General features: G+C 57.6%; 12 protein-coding genes. All 12 read right to left on the bottom strand.

What is annotated here, in order from left to right; all coding sequences use genetic code 11:
- Position 1: 1 nt before the first annotated feature.
- Positions 2 to 1,588: an MFS transporter gene (locus tag ACLGE8_RS13955; protein WP_410999285.1), complete on the bottom strand. Its 1,587-nt coding sequence runs from the start codon at positions 1,586 to 1,588 to the stop codon at positions 2 to 4.
- 270 nt (positions 1,589 to 1,858) lie between these two features.
- Positions 1,859 to 2,251, bottom strand: a complete 393-nt coding sequence (locus ACLGE8_RS13950) for a flagellar protein FlhE (RefSeq protein WP_410999283.1) — start codon at positions 2,249 to 2,251, stop codon at positions 1,859 to 1,861.
- Entirely contained in the window at positions 2,251 to 4,332 is a 2,082-nt protein-coding gene (gene flhA, locus ACLGE8_RS13945; protein WP_410999281.1) for a flagellar biosynthesis protein FlhA, read from the bottom strand. Before flhA ends, ACLGE8_RS13950 begins: the two co-directional genes overlap by 1 nt.
- Complete coding sequence (flhB, locus tag ACLGE8_RS13940) at positions 4,325 to 5,479, bottom strand: flagellar biosynthesis protein FlhB (protein WP_410999279.1); 1,155 nt, start codon at positions 5,477 to 5,479, stop codon at positions 4,325 to 4,327. The genes flhA and flhB overlap by 8 nt, the downstream gene beginning before the upstream one ends.
- A gap of 192 nt (positions 5,480 to 5,671) precedes the next feature.
- Positions 5,672 to 8,335, bottom strand: a complete 2,664-nt coding sequence (locus tag ACLGE8_RS13935; protein ID WP_410999277.1) for a family 78 glycoside hydrolase catalytic domain — start codon at positions 8,333 to 8,335, stop codon at positions 5,672 to 5,674.
- A gap of 25 nt (positions 8,336 to 8,360) precedes the next feature.
- Positions 8,361 to 9,611, bottom strand: a complete 1,251-nt coding sequence (locus tag ACLGE8_RS13930; RefSeq protein WP_410999275.1) for an MFS transporter — start codon at positions 9,609 to 9,611, stop codon at positions 8,361 to 8,363.
- A gap of 157 nt (positions 9,612 to 9,768) precedes the next feature.
- Positions 9,769 to 10,620, bottom strand: a complete 852-nt coding sequence (locus tag ACLGE8_RS13925) for a helix-turn-helix domain-containing protein (RefSeq protein ID WP_410999273.1) — start codon at positions 10,618 to 10,620, stop codon at positions 9,769 to 9,771.
- Between the two features lie 293 nt (positions 10,621 to 10,913).
- Entirely contained in the window at positions 10,914 to 11,558 is a 645-nt protein-coding gene (cheZ, locus tag ACLGE8_RS13920) for a protein phosphatase CheZ (RefSeq protein WP_220439271.1), read from the bottom strand.
- 10 nt (positions 11,559 to 11,568) lie between these two features.
- Positions 11,569 to 11,958, bottom strand: a complete 390-nt coding sequence (gene cheY, locus ACLGE8_RS13915; protein ID WP_410999271.1) for a chemotaxis response regulator CheY — start codon at positions 11,956 to 11,958, stop codon at positions 11,569 to 11,571.
- Positions 11,959 to 11,974: 16 nt separating this feature from the next.
- Complete coding sequence (locus tag ACLGE8_RS13910) at positions 11,975 to 13,024, bottom strand: chemotaxis response regulator protein-glutamate methylesterase (protein ID WP_333497575.1); 1,050 nt, start codon at positions 13,022 to 13,024, stop codon at positions 11,975 to 11,977.
- Complete coding sequence (gene cheR / locus ACLGE8_RS13905) at positions 13,021 to 13,887, bottom strand: protein-glutamate O-methyltransferase CheR (RefSeq protein WP_185667550.1); 867 nt, start codon at positions 13,885 to 13,887, stop codon at positions 13,021 to 13,023. The genes ACLGE8_RS13910 and cheR overlap by 4 nt, the downstream gene beginning before the upstream one ends.
- Before the next feature lie 23 nt (positions 13,888 to 13,910).
- Positions 13,911 to 15,515 (bottom strand): methyl-accepting chemotaxis protein, encoded by a 1,605-nt coding sequence (locus ACLGE8_RS13900; protein WP_410999269.1) that lies wholly within the window; start codon positions 15,513 to 15,515, stop codon positions 13,911 to 13,913.
- Positions 15,516 to 15,531 lie beyond the last annotated feature (16 nt).

The raw sequence follows: 15,531 nt of genomic DNA, 5'->3' as shown, positions 1-15,531 counted from the left end.
TCTAACCTCTGTTGTAAGTCGAATTCAATGTTGCAGCCTGCTTCAGCGAAGGTGCGGCAGGTTTATTACGATTCAGATAACCAATATTGTTATTGCCCCACAGGGATTCGTACGGCATACCTGCCAGCATTTCGACGGTTTCACGCGCCTCGGCAGTGACGGTTTCGGGTACCACGTGGCCGGAATCGCGCATTTTCGCGGTTTCTTCGCGCAGTACGCCGTGGGTGTTCAGGTTCAGCTTAAAGCGTAGTGAGACCAGGAAGCCCAGCGCCAGCACGATGATGGTCCCCATGCTGAGGATCAGCAGAATGGTGTGGCTGACTTCAGGCGGCTGCGTTTTCTGCCCGGAAACAAAGCCGGAGAGCTGCATGATGATCCCCACCAGCATCACGGCACCTGCCTGAGAGGCTTTACGGGTCAGGGTCATGATGCCCGCGAAGATGCCCTCACGGCGCTGGCCGGTAATCACTTCATCCACGTCAGCAATATAGGTGTAGGTGTTCCACGGTACGTAGTTGATACCGCCACGGCCCAGACCGGCCACCGCAGAAATCAGCAGCAGCAGCGAGTAGATATCGCTCAGGCCTGCGTAGTACAGCGCCGCGTAGGAGAACGAGCCGATACCAAACAGGACCACCACCATGCGGTAAGACGGCGCAGGTCCAAAGCGAATGCACAGCGGGATCATGGCAATAACGGCGATGAACTGGAAGATAGCCATGGTGCCCAGCAGGTTAGAGGCCACCGAGGCTTCCTGCATCAGCACAAACACCACATAGTAGGTGAAGACGGCGTTAAACACGTCCTGAGCGATATAGCCGCCGAGGTACATTCCCAGATGCTGACGGAAAATCTTAATGCGCAGCGTTGAGGAGAGTTCGATGAACAGACGGCTCATGCTCTGGCCGAAGGTCAGGTGTTTCTTCTCCGCTTCCGCTTTCAACGCCGCCTCGGTCCACTCTTCACGCGGACGTTCCCAGGTGAAGAACCAGACAAAGGTCAGCATCAGCGCGCACAGCACCGAGAACACCAGGCTGGCGTAGAAGAAGGAGACCGCGTTGTCTTTGCCAAAGTGGGTCAGCAGGATGCCCGGCAGGAAGGAGGCCAGAATCGCCGACATCTGCGCCATACCGATACGCGCACCGGAGAATTTGGTCTTCTGTTTGAAATCGTCGGTCATTTCCGGCACCAGCGTTTCGTACGGCACCAGAATCATGGTGTAAACCACGTCAAAGATCAGGTAGGTCACCAGGTAGTACCAGAAACCCATGTCCCCTATCCACATAAAGGAGTAGCTGAACACGCAGGGAATACCGAGCAGAATAAAGAACTTACGACGACCGAAGCGTTTGCCGAACCAGGTCGAGCCGAAGTTATCGGTTAAGAAGCCCATCAGCGGGCTGACAACCGCGTCCAGAACCCTGGCGGTTGCAAAAATAAAGGTCGCTTCGATGGGAGATAGCCCACAGAAGGTGGTGTAGAAGTAGAGGAGCCATGCGGCGGTCAGCGCGGTGGTACCTGCGCCGAGAAAATCGCCCGAACCGTAGGCGAAGTAATTCACCAATCCTATTTTTCGCGTTCTATTCATTGCCGTCAATCCTGTGCCTTTTATTATTGGAACTCCTTCGGCGCGCTAGCGCTTCACCAAAAGGAGTACTGACACGGCTACAGTAAAAGTATGCGTAGAGGGATACCTTCCTATTTCTGCCAGCACGACGGCTGGATTGGCAAAAATGCAAAGAGTCGTGGCATATGTGTCACTGATTTATAAAACAACGTTTCTTTACGATCAAAAGGAAGGACCAGAAATGCGACATCGCCACCAGATTAAGGTGGCGATTGGTGAATTGTGCGGCGGTTAGCGGTAGTTAACGATAATTTGTACGCTTTGTATCTTCAATGCTGGAATTAATCGCCCACCGCCGGGAACTTCCCAGATAAAACGAAAAGGTTCTGATGCCGACACCTGGCTAAACGCCATGGTGGTACCACTCTGGGCATCCAGTTCGGTACAGCGGGTCAGCGAACACAAGCGAGTGCGCAATCCTGCAGGCGTTGGGCCATTTAGCTCATAGCGCCAGGCCACCAGCGTTGTTGCCCCCTGAACGGGCTGTGACGCGGTCAGCGGTGCCGACGAGGCGGCCACGCCGCGATGATTAAGCGTAATGCCCATGCGGCTCGCCTGCCAGGCCCCCTCGCCCGCCGCCTGCGCCATCAGCGGCAGACAAAGTAACAGCAGTAATCTGCGCATTACTTACCTCCAATGGTTGCCGTCATGCGGATATTACGGTTATCCGACAGCTCCATATTCGACAGCACCACCAGCTGTGGCAGGCTGCGGCGCAGGAAGCGCGACAGCAGCGGACGCAGCGCATGGTTCACCAGCAGCACCGGCGGCGCGCCGAGCATCTCCTGACGCGCCAGCGCCTCCTGAGTTTGCGCCAGCAGACGGTCCGCTAACCCCGGCTCCAGCCCGCCGCCGCCCTGCAGCGCCTGCAGCAACAGACGCTCGAGTGGCGTATCCAGACCTATCACCTGTACTTCGTCGTTACCCGGGAACCAGCGTTGGGTAATCGCCCGGCCCAGCGCCACGCGCACCACGGACGTTAACTCGCCCGGATCGGTCTGAATCGGCGCGTGCTCCGCCAGCGTTTCCAGAATGGTGCGCATATCGCGAATCGGCACTTTCTCATCGAGCAGATTTTGCAGCACCTTATGCAGTGTGGTGAGCGTCACCACGCCCGGCACCAGATCTTCGGTCAGTTTCGGCATCTCCTGCGAGACGCGATCCAGCAACTGCTGCGCTTCCTGACGGCCAAACAGCTCGGACGAATGGAGACTAATCAGATGGTTAAGATGGGTCGCTACCACGGTACTGGCTTCCACTACCGTGAAGCCCTGAATTTGCGCCTGCTCTTTCAGCGCGCTTTCAATCCAGATAGCCGCCAGACCAAAGGCCGGGTCGGTGGTGACTTCGCCCGGCAGCGTACCGGCGGCGGTTCCAGGGTTAATCGCCAGCCAGCGCCCCGGATAGGCTTCGCCGCTGCCAATCTCAACGCCTTTAAGCAGAATACGGTAGCGCGCAGGCGGCAGATCCATATTGTCGCGGATATGCACCACCGGCGGCAAAAAGCCCATCTCCTGCGCGAATTTCTTACGAATACTGCGGATGCGCCCCAGCAGTTCGCCGTCCTGCTGGAAATCCACCATCGGAATCAGCCGGTAGCCCACTTCCATGCCGAGGGTATCTTCAAGCTGTACGTCGCTCCAGGTGGCCTCAACGGCCTGCGTGCTGGCTTCCTGAGGTTTCGCCGCCTGAGGCTGTTCCGGCGCTTTCATTTCGCGACCGCGGATCCACCAGGCCAGCCCTAACAGCGCAGCGGTGAACAGTAAGAACACCAGGTTCGGCATGCCCGGCACCAGGCCCAACAGACCCAGCACCCCGGCGCTCAACAGCATCACGCGTGGGTTACTGAACAGCTGGCCGACCATCTGCTCGCCTACGTCCTGTTCGGTACTGACGCGCGTGACGATAACGCCCGCCGCCGTCGAGATAACCAGCGCCGGGATCTGGGCCACCAGGCCGTCACCGATGGTCAGCAGGGTATAAGACTCCGCCGCTTTGCCGAGATCCAGACCGTGCTGCAATACGCCGACCAACAGGCCGCCGATGACGTTGATGACCATGATCAGGATACCGGCGATGGCGTCACCGCGAACGAACTTACTCGCACCGTCCATCGAACCGTAGAAGTCTGCTTCCTGAGTCACTTCCGAGCGGCGTTTTTTCGCTTCTTCTTCACCGATGATCCCGGCGTTGAGGTCGGCATCAATCGCCATCTGTTTGCCCGGCATCCCGTCCAGTACGAAGCGCGCGCCCACTTCCGCGATACGCCCGGCACCTTTGGTGATAACCATAAAGTTGATGATAACGAGGATGATAAACACCACGATACCGATGGCGAAGTTACCGCCCACCAGGAAGTGGCCGAAGGCTTCGACCACCTTCCCCGCTGCCGCCGCACCGGTATGTCCGTCCATCAGAATAATACGGGTGGAGGCGACGTTCAGCGCCAGGCGCAGCAAGGTGGTAAACAGCAGAATGGTCGGGAACGCGGCAAACTCCAGGGTACGCTGGGTGAACATCGCCACCAGCAGCACCATAATCGACAGCGCAATGTTAAAGGTAAAAAGCAGATCGAGGACGAAGGCCGGCAGCGGCAGCACCATCATCGACAGGATCAGCAGGATCAGCACCGGCCCGGCAAGCACCTGCCACTGGGTGGATTTCAGGTTGCTGGGGAGGCGCAGCATTGCGACAAGATTAGCCATCAGAGTCCTTCTCGTTCAAAAAATCCAGTGCCTCTGGCACCGGTAAGTTATCCGGTTTTTTCGGCGGTTGGCCGCCCGCGAGCCGCCAGCGTTTAAGCTGCCAGACCCAGGCCAGTACTTCCGCCACCGCCGCGTAAAGCTGGCCGGGGATCTGCTGGCCAATATCCGCATGGCGGTAGAGCGCACGCGCCAGCGGCGGGGCTTCCAGCATCGGGATACGATTCTCTTCGCCGATTTCGCGAATACGCAGCGCCACCAGCCCCGCGCCTTTCGCCACCACTTTCGGCGCACTCATTTTGTTTTCGTCGTACTGTAGCGCCACCGAGTAGTGGGTCGGGTTGTTGACGATAACGTCCGCTTTTGGCACGTCCGCCATCATGCGTCGTCTCGCCGCCGCGCGCTGCATCTGGCGAATACGCCCTTTCACGTGCGGGTCGCCTTCGCTTTGTTTAAATTCGTCACGGATATCCTGACGCGACATACGCAGCTTTTTCAGATGGCTGTGGATCTGCCAGAAGACATCAAACCCCACCATCGGGATAATCCCCAGCGCCACCAGCAGCGCGCAGAGCCCGACCATATTCAGCGCGTTGCCCATCGCCGACAGCGGCGATTCGCTCACCAGTCGCATCATCTGCGGCCAGTGCATCCACATAAAGAAGCCTGCAACGGTGCCCATCAGCACCGCTTTCATAATGGCTTTCGCCAGTTCCGCCGCCGTCTGGGCGGAGAACATGCGCTTAATCCCCGGCAGCGGGTTGAGTTTGTCGAGCTTGAGGGCGAGGGATTTGGTGCTGAATACCAGGCCGCCGAGCATCATTGGAGCCACTAGCGCCACCGTCACCACGCCAACAATCAGCGGCAGCAGCGCCAACATGGCCTCTTTGAGCAGCATGATTATCTGCCCGAGAATCAAATTGGGATCGTTAACGATGCTGTGGTCAAAACGCAGGCCGCCGGAGAGCAGGTTTGCCAGTCGCCGCGCAAGGGACTCCCCGCCCAGCCAGAGCACACAAACGCCCACCAGCAGCATCAGCACGGATGTCAGCTCGCGGGAACGCGGGATTTGCCCCTCTTCACGGGCTTTTTCAAGTCGTTGGGGTGTGGGGTCTTCTGTTTTGTCGTCGTCGTCGCTTTCTTCTGCCACGGCTGCACTCTCGCAATTACGGTCGCGAGTATTATCTCGATGCCGCGCGTTGCCAATAGGGCGAATAACGGAACGAAAGTGAAGGAATTCGAGCGTTTATGGGTTTTATAGGCCGGATAAGCGCAGCGCCATCCGGCAGAACCCGTGCAGAGTGCCGGATGGCGGCGTAAACGCCTTATCCGGCCTACATGATTAGCGCAGGAAGATAACCCGGTATCGCCCTGAGCCGACTTCGGCGCAATAGCCCGCCGGAGATGGCGTAAAGTCGAGGCCGTCCGTCTCCAGCAGCGTATGCGCTCGGTCCAGCACCAGCGTCGAACGCGTATTCGCCGGGATCTCAACCTCAAGGGTTATCGTCTGGCTTCCCTGCGCCGCCTCCTGCGTCCAGTGCACGCTAATATCGCCATATACCGAGGCGTAGCGCGCGTTCAGCCAGGCCAGATTACCGCCAGGAATCGGATGCAGCACCGAGCGCTTAAAGCCCGGCGCGTCTTCTTCGGTGTTGATCCCCGCCGCCGCCCGGTACAGCCATTCGCCGATGGCACCGTAGGCATAGTGGTTAAACGAGTTCATGTCCGGGCTCCACATGGTGCCGTCCGGCTTCACGCCGTCCCAGTGCTCCCAGATGGTCGTCGCCCCGGCCTTCACCTGATACAGCCAGGAAGGGAAATCGTCCTTCAACAGCAGTTGCCACGCCGCCTCGGCCTGCCCGTTCTCGCTGAGCGCATGGCAGAAGTATGGCGTACCGACAAAGCCGGTCACCAGATGCCCGTCCTGCTCCTCCAGCAGCGTCAGCAGGGTTTGTACCGTACGTTCGCGATAGGCCTCCGGCAGCAGCTGGAAGTAGAGCGCCAGAATATGCGCGGTTTGCGTTCTCGCCGCCAGCCTGCCGTTCGGGGTAAAGAACTCACGGTGGAAGCTGTCAACGATCGACGCGTGCAGCGCCGTGTAGCGTTCATAGTCCTCCTCATGACCGAGCACCTTCGCTGACTTCGCCAGCAGCTGCGTCGACAACGCATAGTAGGCCATGCAGGTCAGTTCGTTCGGCGTCGCGCCAAAATAGCTCCCCTCGCGGGCATCCAGCGCCACCCAGTCACCAAACTGCAGCTTCCACGACCACATATTGTCGACCGCGTTAGCCCGCATAAACTCCACCCAGGCCTTCATGCTCTGGTACTGTCGTGCCAGCGTCTGGGTATCGCCATACATCAGATACAGCGTCCACGGGTTGATCACCGCGGCATCGGCCCACGCGGCGGACGAGTGGGTGCGTCCGTGCGACAGGAAACGGTCGTTATCGCATTTACCGGTGAGAATGTCGGGGATCACGTGCGGCACGCCGCCCTCCGGCGTCTGGTCGTGCGCCAGATCCACCAGCCACTTGGCAAAGAAGGTGTCGGTCTGCATCAGATAGCTGGCGGTGCGGCAGAAAATCTGCGCGTCGCCGGTCCAGCCAAGACGTTCATCGCGCTGCGGGCAGTCGGTGGGAATATCGACAAAGTTGCCCTTAAGGCCCCAGAGAATATTGTGATGAAGCTGGTTCAGGTCGGCGTTTGAGGTTTCAATATGGCCGGTGGGCTCCATCGCCGAATGCAGCACCACGGCTTCAAAATCGCTCAGCTTCGGCGTTCCCGGCCAGCGTTCAATCATCACGTAGCGGAAACCCTGGAAGGTAAAGTGCGGGTGATAGCGCTCTTCGTCGCCGCCGCGCAGCGTGTAGTCGATGCGCTGTTTGGCGGTGCGCAGGTTGTCCAGATAGACGTTCCCCTCTGCGTCCAGCACTTCAAAATGGCGCAGCGAGACGTTATCACCCGCCGCGCCGCGCACGCAAAACTCGACCCAGCCGCTGAGGTTTTGCCCAAAGTCGAGCACCGTCTCCCCTTTCGGGGTGGTGAACAGCGACCACGGCGCTAAGCGTTCAATCTCCCGCACCGGGCAGGCGATTTGCGGCTGCAGCACCGCACGGTCGGCCGCCAGCACGTTCGCCGCTCGCCACCCCTGCGCCGCAAAGCCGGGCTCGCTCCAACCGCGCTGTTCAAGGCGAGCATCGTAGATTTCACCATCATAGATTTCCGAGAACAGAATCGCCGAATCGCTCGCCTGCCAGCGCCCGTCGCTGGCGATAATCTGCTGGCTGCCATCGCGCAGCATCACTACCAGATGGCAAATAAACCCAGTCTGCTCGCCGTAGTAGTTGCGATGGCGGTTAAAGCTCATATCCCCTTTGTACCAGCCCGCACCCACCATCGCGCCGATAGCGTTCGTTCCTTCGCGTAGCCGTTCGGTCACGTCCCAGGTTTGGTACAGCAGGTGGTGGTGGTAGCTGGTCCATCCCGGTGCCAGCTCATCGCAGCCCACTTTATCGCCGTTAAGCCACAGCTGATAAAGCCCCAGCGCGCTGGCATGGACCACCGCCGAAACGATATCGGCCCCCTGCGGCAGGGTGAATTCCTGGCGCAGCAACGTACCTTTCGATTCGGCTTTATCCTGCGGCGTTTCCGCTGAGATAAATTCGCCCTGCCACTCTTCGGCAGGCAGGCCGGTGATAAACGAGGCTTCCGGGCTCCAGTCGCTGCTCTGGCCGTGATTGTCGGTGATCCGAACCCGTGCGTAGTAGCGCGTGGAGTGCGCGCAGGTAAACGCAGGCAGCGCAACATTATTCGAGCGGTCATCGTGGATGTCGCCGCTGTCATAGCACGGGTCATCAAAACTGGCCGACGTTGCTAACTGCAGCCGCCAGCTCCGCTGCACGACATTGCGTAAGCTACTGTTGATGGTCCAGCCAAATAGCGGGAGCATTTCACAGCCCGCCAGCGAACGTTCATAGTTAAGCGTGACTTTCTCTACTGCCAACATAGTGATTTCCTTAATAACGTCGTGTTCAGGCTTTTACCCGCAGCGTGTCGTGGGAAGCAGAGCGCTCGTCCACCGTTGCGACCATTTCCGTTTCTGCATTAAATTCATTGCGCTGTTTGCCGTGGAAGCACAGCCAGCCGATGACCATCCCGATCACCACAATCGCCGTCAGCAAGCAGTAGAGCACCATCGGCCCGGCGCTCAGCAGCACTGGCGTGACGAAGGCCAGCAGGCCGCAGGTCAAGCGGGCCACACCGACGATAACGCCCTGGGCGGTGGCGCGAAGCATGGTCGGGAACGACTCCTGGGCCCACACTTTCATGATCCCTTCAAAGGCAAAGCCGGTACCGATGTTGGTAAACAGCAGGCAGCAGAACCAGGATAGCGGCGAGAAATTCAGCAGCACCGGCACAAAGTAACCACCGGACATCATCACCGCGCCAAAGATGAAAAAGGGAATGCGCTTTGAGGTATCGACAATGCGCATAAACAGCAGCCCCGAAGCGACGCTCACCGGCAGGATCAATAATCCCCAGAGCGAGTTGGTGCTAACCGAAATGCCCACCACGTTAACGGCGACATAGGTACCAAACTGCCCGCCGGTATTGGCTGCCAGATTGGTGAAGGTGTAAAAGGCGCACAGCGAGAGAAACGGCCACAGGTATTTACTGTCCAGCAGGTCGCGCCAGCCGTTTTTCTGTGCGCGGACGGTCGCCACGCCCCGGCGCAGTTCATCGCGCGCGGCGAGCCACAGGGGCGATTCAGGAATCGACCAGCGCAGGATGAGCAGCACCGCCGCCACCAGGCCAACGTGCAGATACATAATTTGCGCGCCAATCTTTCCCCAGTCGCCGACCACCGCCGAGATGCCCATCGTCGCGCCGATCCCCACCAGCCACAGCAGGTTCGACAGGCCGATAATTTTGCCGCGGTTCTCGTCGGACGCCGCTTCTGAGATGGTGGCCAGCGACACCGGTAAATCCGCTCCCGTCGCCAGCCCCACCAGCAGCGTGCCAAGCAGCAGGAAATGGAAGCTCAGGCCAAAGGCTAACGCCAGCGTGCCGATAACGATCATCGCCATGGTGATAATAAAGACGTTGCGTCGCCCAATGCGGTCGCCAAGGCGGCCACCGCAGAATGCACCGGCGGCGATACAAAGGGTTAACAGGCCGGATAAAATACCAATTTCCAGCGCAGTAATGCCGATGGTTTTTTGATAAATAACCAGCGCGGTACCATTTGAGACAATGGCGGCAGAATCAATATACGATGCCATTCCTGACACCACCCCAATATACCAGGGGCCGGGTGTTCTATTTTTTTCCATAACCTATCCCTTAATGCTGAGAGGTGAAAGGAGAAGCGTGCTGGCTCCCCTCCCACGGCGATTGTTGAGATAAAATTGCTGTCGTTTTATTGTTATTAGCCGAAAATCAGATCTGCGTTAACACCCGTGAATGCAGCTCCCGTTCATGGGTGGGTGAATAATTAAAATAACGTTTGTACGATTCGCTTAATCTAATCGCATTCATAAAGCCGCAGCGCGCGGCTATTTCGCCGATCGTTTTGTCGGTGGTGCGTAGCAGTTCCTGGGCTTTGAGAACCCGAAACAGCATCTGAAATTTCACCGGGGTGTAGCCGGTAATACGTTTGATAAAGCGAAACATCGTACGCCGCGCGACGCCGTTATCATCGCTAAGTGCGCTCCAGTCTAGCTGCCGCAGGCTGTTGGATTTCAGCGTGCGGATGAGGCTTGCGCGCCCTTTCTCCTCGACGCTAAGCGCTTGCGTCTGGTAACCGCACTGGCACAGCGTGTTGATCACGTTGAGAAATGCCGCTTCACACTGCGAAAAATAGAGCGTGTCGTAGTCGTTCTCGTTGCGCGCAATGATCTGTTCGCTCCAGCCTTCGATATTTGCCAGTTCACTCGACGTTAGCGTGCAGTCCTTGCGCGACTGCAATTGTGTTTTCACACACTGCAGCAAAGCGTCGATATGCTGTAAAAAATGAAAATTGTGATTTCTGCGAATTAATATATTAATCACCGAAAGATGATTAGTGGAAACGTAGCTGTGGGTGTCATTCTTTGTAACGAGAAAGAAATCACCCTTACAAATAAAATGGACAATATCATTAACAATATGAAACCCGCTGCCATCCCGGACAATAACCAGCTCATCAAACTCATGCCCATGTACGCCTTCCATTAACTGGTTATTCATGGTGAAGAGGCAAAATGCATGTTGTTCAGAGTGAAAGAAATCACTGTCGCGTAATATTCGCATGCGCACTCCAGAATTTATTTGGGCAATAGCCTACCGACCTTAATTAATAGCAAGGATTGAAAAATAAATATTGTTTCAGGTCTCGTTGATAACTATTTAAGCGTAATAATTATGACAAGTCTATATAACGGAATGGCACTCAGGCGTAAGCCAACGTGATGTTGGCTTCATTTTAGGAAATACGGGTGAGTTTAATGCGGGAATATCCCGGCGTCGCGTTGCTCGGCCGGGCGACAAAGGGTATGGCGTAGCCCGGACGAGGTGCGCAGCACCGACTCCGGGGTAGCGTTACGTTAGAAACCGAGGCTGTCCAGCAGATCGTCAACCTGATCCTGGCTGGCCACCACGCCCGCTTTGGAGGTATCAACCTGCGGGCCGTTGAGCAGACTATCGTTTTCGCGTTTCTGGCGAGCGCCCTGCTCGGGGATGTTCTCCAGCAGCACCATCAGCAGCTGACGTTCAATTTCCTGAATGACGTCCATCATACGCTTGATAACCTGACCGGTCAGGTCCTGGAAATCCTGCGCCATCATGATTTCCAGCAGCTGGGCGTTGGTAAAGCTGGTGTGCCCCGGCACGTCGCCAAGGTACTTACGGGTATCGGTCACCAGTTCGCGGGCGTCGGCAAGCTCAATCGGGTTCTCAAACCAGGCGTCCCAGCGCTGGGTCAGCGCTTTTGCACCCTTCTCCATTTCATCCTGATGCGGCTGCGAAGCCTCCACGCTGTTGAGCGCGCGTTCGGCTGCCTGCGCGGTCATCTGCACCACGTAGTCGAGGCGATCGCGGGCATCGGGTATCGCCTCTGCCGCTTCCGCAATGGCCTGGTCCAGACCCAGCTCGCGCAGACTGTCGCGCAGCATACGGGTCAGATTGCCAATGCGGCTAATAATATCCGCGGCGGAGTGTTCATCGCCGGGCTTGATGGAAGATTGCATCATGTTCGTCACCTCACATGCCCAGTTTCTCAAAGATTTTGTTCAGCTTCTCTTCCAGGGTCGCGGCGGTAAACGGCTTCACCACGTATCCGCTGGCCCCAGCCTGTGCGGCAGCAATAATGTTCTCTTTCTTCGCTTCCGCCGTCACCATCAGCACCGGCATCGCCGCCATGGCACCATTAGCGCGAATGGTTTTCAGCAGCTCGAGGCCGTCCATGTTTGGCATGTTCCAGTCGGAGATCACAAAGCCAAAACCACCGGCCTGCAGTTTGTTCATCGCATCTACGCCGTCTTCTGCTTCTTCAACGTTGTTAAATCCCAGCTCTTTTAACAGGTTGCGCACGATGCGACGCATGGTGGAAAAGTCATCCACAACCAAAAACTTAAGCTCTTTATCCGCCATAAAATAATTCTCCTGATCAAATACGTATTGCCTGTCCGGCACTGATTTTTGCCAGCATCTGCTGGCTTACCTGGCTAAGATCGACCACTTCGCTGACGCCACCGGTATTGATGGCCTCACGCGGCATGCCGAACACCACACAACTGGCTTCATTCTGCGCGATGGTCCAGGCACCCGCCTGATACATCGCGTGCATCCCGGCCGCACCGTCGTTGCCCATGCCGGTGAGGATCACCCCCACGGCATTGCGCCCCGCGTGCTTCGCAACCGAATGAAACAGCACATCAACCGACGGGCGATGGCGATTAACCGGCGGCCCGTCGTGAATTTTGATTTGATAGTTGGCCCCGCTGCGCGCGAGCTCCATATGTTTGTCACCCGGCGCAATATAGGCGTGGCCCGGCAGCACGCGTTCGCCGTCTTCCGCCTCTTTCACCGTTATCTGGCAGAGCTTGTTGAGCCGCTCAGCGAACGAGCGGGTAAAGCCCGGTGGCATATGCTGGGTTATCAGCAGCGCGGGGCTGGAGAGCGGCAGCGGCTGGAGCACGTGGCGAATCGCCTCGGTACCGCCGGTCGAGGCGCCAATGGCAATCAGTTTCTCGGAGCTGAGCAGCGGGCCTGCTTTTAGCGTTACCGGTGCGGGCAGCGGCTTGTGAGCGCTGATGCGCGCGCGCGATGCGGCACGCACCTTCTCAGCGATGGTTTCGCTGTAGGCCAGCATCCCTTCGCGAATGCCAAGCTGCGGTTTGGTGACAAAGTCCACCGCCCCCAGCTCCAGCGCTCGCAGCGTCACTTCTGAGCCTTTTCCGGTCAGCGATGAGACCATCACCACCGGCATTGGGCGCAGGCGCATCAGCTTCTCGAGAAAGTCGAGGCCGTCCATACGCGGCATTTCGACGTCCAGCGTCAGTACGTCAGGATTAAATTTTTTTATCAGGTCGCGAGCGACCAGTGGGTCCGGCGCGGTAGCGACCATCTCCATGTCGTCATGCTCGTTGATGATTTCCGTCATGATCTGCCGCATCAGCGCCGAATCATCCACGGAGAGGACCCTTATTTTTTTCATGTTCTTCCCTTACTTAACGCATAGACCGTTTGTCCGCGCAGGCTGAACTCACGGGCCAGGTGGCTGAAGTTTTCCGAATGCCCGGCAAACAGCAGGCCGTCCGGCTTCAGCAGCGGCACAAAGCGTTTGAGGATCTCCTGCTGCGTGGTCTTATCGAAATAGATCATCACGTTGCGGCAGAAGATCGCATCAAACGGCCCCGGCACCTGGTAGTGGGCATTCAGCAAATTCAGCGTGGAGAAATCCACGTAGTTCGCCAGTTCGGCACGCACACGCACCAGGCCAGAATGCGGCCCGGTTCCGCGCATGAAATAGCGCTGAAGCTGTTGCTGGGAGAGCGTTTTCAGCTCATCCATGCGGTAAATGCCGCTCTGCGCCTTTTCCAGCACTTCGGTATCGATGTCGCTGGCATAGACCTTCCAGCGCCCCGGCGCGGTACCCAGCGTGTCGGCGAGGGTAATCGCGATGGAGTAAGGTTCTTCCCCGGTTGAAGCCGCCGCGCTCCACACTCGGTATTCGCCCTGGCGACGCGCGGCGTGCTCCGCCAGCGTCGGAAAGTGGTGCGCCTCACGGAAAAACGCCGTCAGGTTAGTGGTCAACGAGTTAATAAACGCCTGCCACTCGGGACTGTCGCCGTTGGCCTCCAGCAAGCTGAGGTAATGACCAAAGTCGTCAAGGTTCAGCGTACGCAAACGCCGCACCAGGCGGTTGTAAACCATGTCACGCTTATGATCGGCCAGCACGATACCGGCGCGCTGGTAGATCAGTTGACAGATCCGACGGAATTGACCGTCGGTAAGCGTCAGGCGCTGTGTCAGTTGACTCAATAATTGCGATTGCCCATTTGGCAGAGATACAGTCATAGCGCCTTCTTACATCACATCATTCAGGAAACTGCAGGTACTGCGGCCAACTCTACGCTTTCGCCCGGGGCCGCCGCTTTCACTTCTTCCAGGGCAAATACCGATACCACGTTGGTTAAGCGGTCGGCCTGGTCGGCAAGCTGCTGCGTTGCCGCCGCGCCCTCTTCGACCAGCGAGGCGTTCTGCTGGGTAACCTGGTCCATCTGCGTCACCGCCTGCGCCACCTGCTCAATGCCGCGACGCTGCTCGTCCGAGGCGGAGGCAATTTCACCCATAATGTCGTTCACGCGGGTCACCGACTGCACAATCTCGGTCATGGTATTGGCGGAGGTTTCCACCAGCGCCGACCCTTCCTGCACGCGGGCCACCGACTCTTCAATCAGCCCTTTGATCTCTTTCGCCGCCTGCGCGCTACGGCTCGCCAGATTACGGACTTCTCCCGCCACCACCGCGAACCCGCGCCCTTGCTCGCCCGCACGCGCGGCTTCCACCGCAGCGTTCAGCGCCAGGATATTGGTCTGGAAAGCAATGCCATCAATTACGCTGATAATGTCGCTGATTTTGCGTGAACTGGTGGCGATGTTGTGCATAGTGCGGGCCACGTGTGAGGCCTGCTCGCCGCCGCGTTTTGCCGTATCCGCCGCGCCATGTGCCAGGTTAGAAGCCTGACGGGCGTTATCGGCGTTCTGGCTCACGGTAGCGGTCAATTGCTCCATGCTGGCGGCGGTTTGCGCCAGCGAAGCGGCCTGCTGTTCAGTACGTGAAGAGAGATCGTTGTTGCCGGCAGCAATTTCCGAAATTCCGGTATGCATCGCATAGCTGCCTTCGCGCACCTGGCCGACGGTGTCGCGCAGCGATTGCTGCATGGTTTTCAGACCGGCAAAGATGGCGCTGATTTCGTTCTTGCCATAGACAGCAATCGGACGCGCCAGATTGCCGTGAGCAATATTGTCAAAATGGCTGCTGATGATGCCCATTGGCTTGACCACCATATGGCGCACCCACCACAGGGCGCCGACGGTGATCAGTACCGAAATAATCACCATGCCAATAAAAGTAATCGACGAACGTTGATAGTCGCTCTGGCTTTCGCGTTCGGCGGCAGACACGTAGTTCTCGATATTTTTGCGCCAGCTTTCGTAGTCGTTATCAAACTGGTCCTGCGATTTTTGTACCGGTGCCGCCACAAACTCCGCCAACTGGTTGTTCTCAAGCCAGGCCGTCTGATGGGCTAACATTTCATGCCAGGCGGTAAAGGTTTTCGCCGTCTGCGCCTGCAGTTCTTTGTCATGTTCGCCCATCAACGGCAGCGCCATAAAGCCCTGGAACAGCGCGTCGGCCTGCGACAAATTCTGCTTCACATCATCGACAATGCTGCGCACTTCATCCGGCGGATAGCTCAGCGCGGTCAGCGTCCCGGCCTTGTTGAGCATGGTGCTGGCCTGCAGCATCGCGGCGCGAGACTCGGTCAAGGTGTTCAACTGCTGGCTGCTCTGGTCTATCTGATTAATATTGCTTTGCCCATCGCGAAAAGCCCAAAAAGAGAGTCCGTTACTGCCAATCTGCAAAATGCCGCAGAGAATCAAAATCAGAAACAACGTGGTAGAGATTCGAATACGATAAAGCATCACCACACTCCTAAAG

The sequence above is a fragment of the Kluyvera sp. 142486 genome, assembly GCF_046569695.1.
In the GTDB taxonomy this organism is placed as follows: Bacteria; Pseudomonadota; Gammaproteobacteria; order Enterobacterales; family Enterobacteriaceae; genus Kluyvera.
The sequence above is the reverse complement of the archived record's forward strand: the minus strand, read 5'-3'. Positions and strand labels throughout refer to the sequence as shown.

Excerpts from the sequence above, each read along its gene's own strand:
- ACLGE8_RS13925 (WP_410999273.1), bottom strand. The coding sequence starts at position 10,620 with ATGCGAATATTACGCGACAGTGATTTCTTTCACTCTGAACAACATGCA.
- cheR (WP_185667550.1), bottom strand. The coding sequence starts at position 13,887 with ATGACTGTATCTCTGCCAAATGGGCAATCGCAATTATTGAGTCAACTG.
- ACLGE8_RS13910 (WP_333497575.1), bottom strand. The coding sequence starts at position 13,024 with ATGAAAAAAATAAGGGTCCTCTCCGTGGATGATTCGGCGCTGATGCGG.
- flhA (WP_410999281.1), bottom strand. The coding sequence starts at position 4,332 with ATGGCTAATCTTGTCGCAATGCTGCGCCTCCCCAGCAACCTGAAATCC.
- ACLGE8_RS13950 (WP_410999283.1), bottom strand. The coding sequence starts at position 2,251 with ATGCGCAGATTACTGCTGTTACTTTGTCTGCCGCTGATGGCGCAGGCG.
- cheY (WP_410999271.1), bottom strand. The coding sequence starts at position 11,958 with ATGGCGGATAAAGAGCTTAAGTTTTTGGTTGTGGATGACTTTTCCACC.
- ACLGE8_RS13930 (WP_410999275.1), bottom strand. The coding sequence starts at position 9,611 with ATGGCATCGTATATTGATTCTGCCGCCATTGTCTCAAATGGTACCGCG.
- ACLGE8_RS13900 (WP_410999269.1), bottom strand. The coding sequence starts at position 15,515 with ATGCTTTATCGTATTCGAATCTCTACCACGTTGTTTCTGATTTTGATT.
- ACLGE8_RS13955 (WP_410999285.1), bottom strand. The coding sequence starts at position 1,588 with ATGAATAGAACGCGAAAAATAGGATTGGTGAATTACTTCGCCTACGGT.
- ACLGE8_RS13935 (WP_410999277.1), bottom strand. The coding sequence starts at position 8,335 with ATGTTGGCAGTAGAGAAAGTCACGCTTAACTATGAACGTTCGCTGGCG.
- cheZ (WP_220439271.1), bottom strand. The coding sequence starts at position 11,558 with ATGATGCAATCTTCCATCAAGCCCGGCGATGAACACTCCGCCGCGGAT.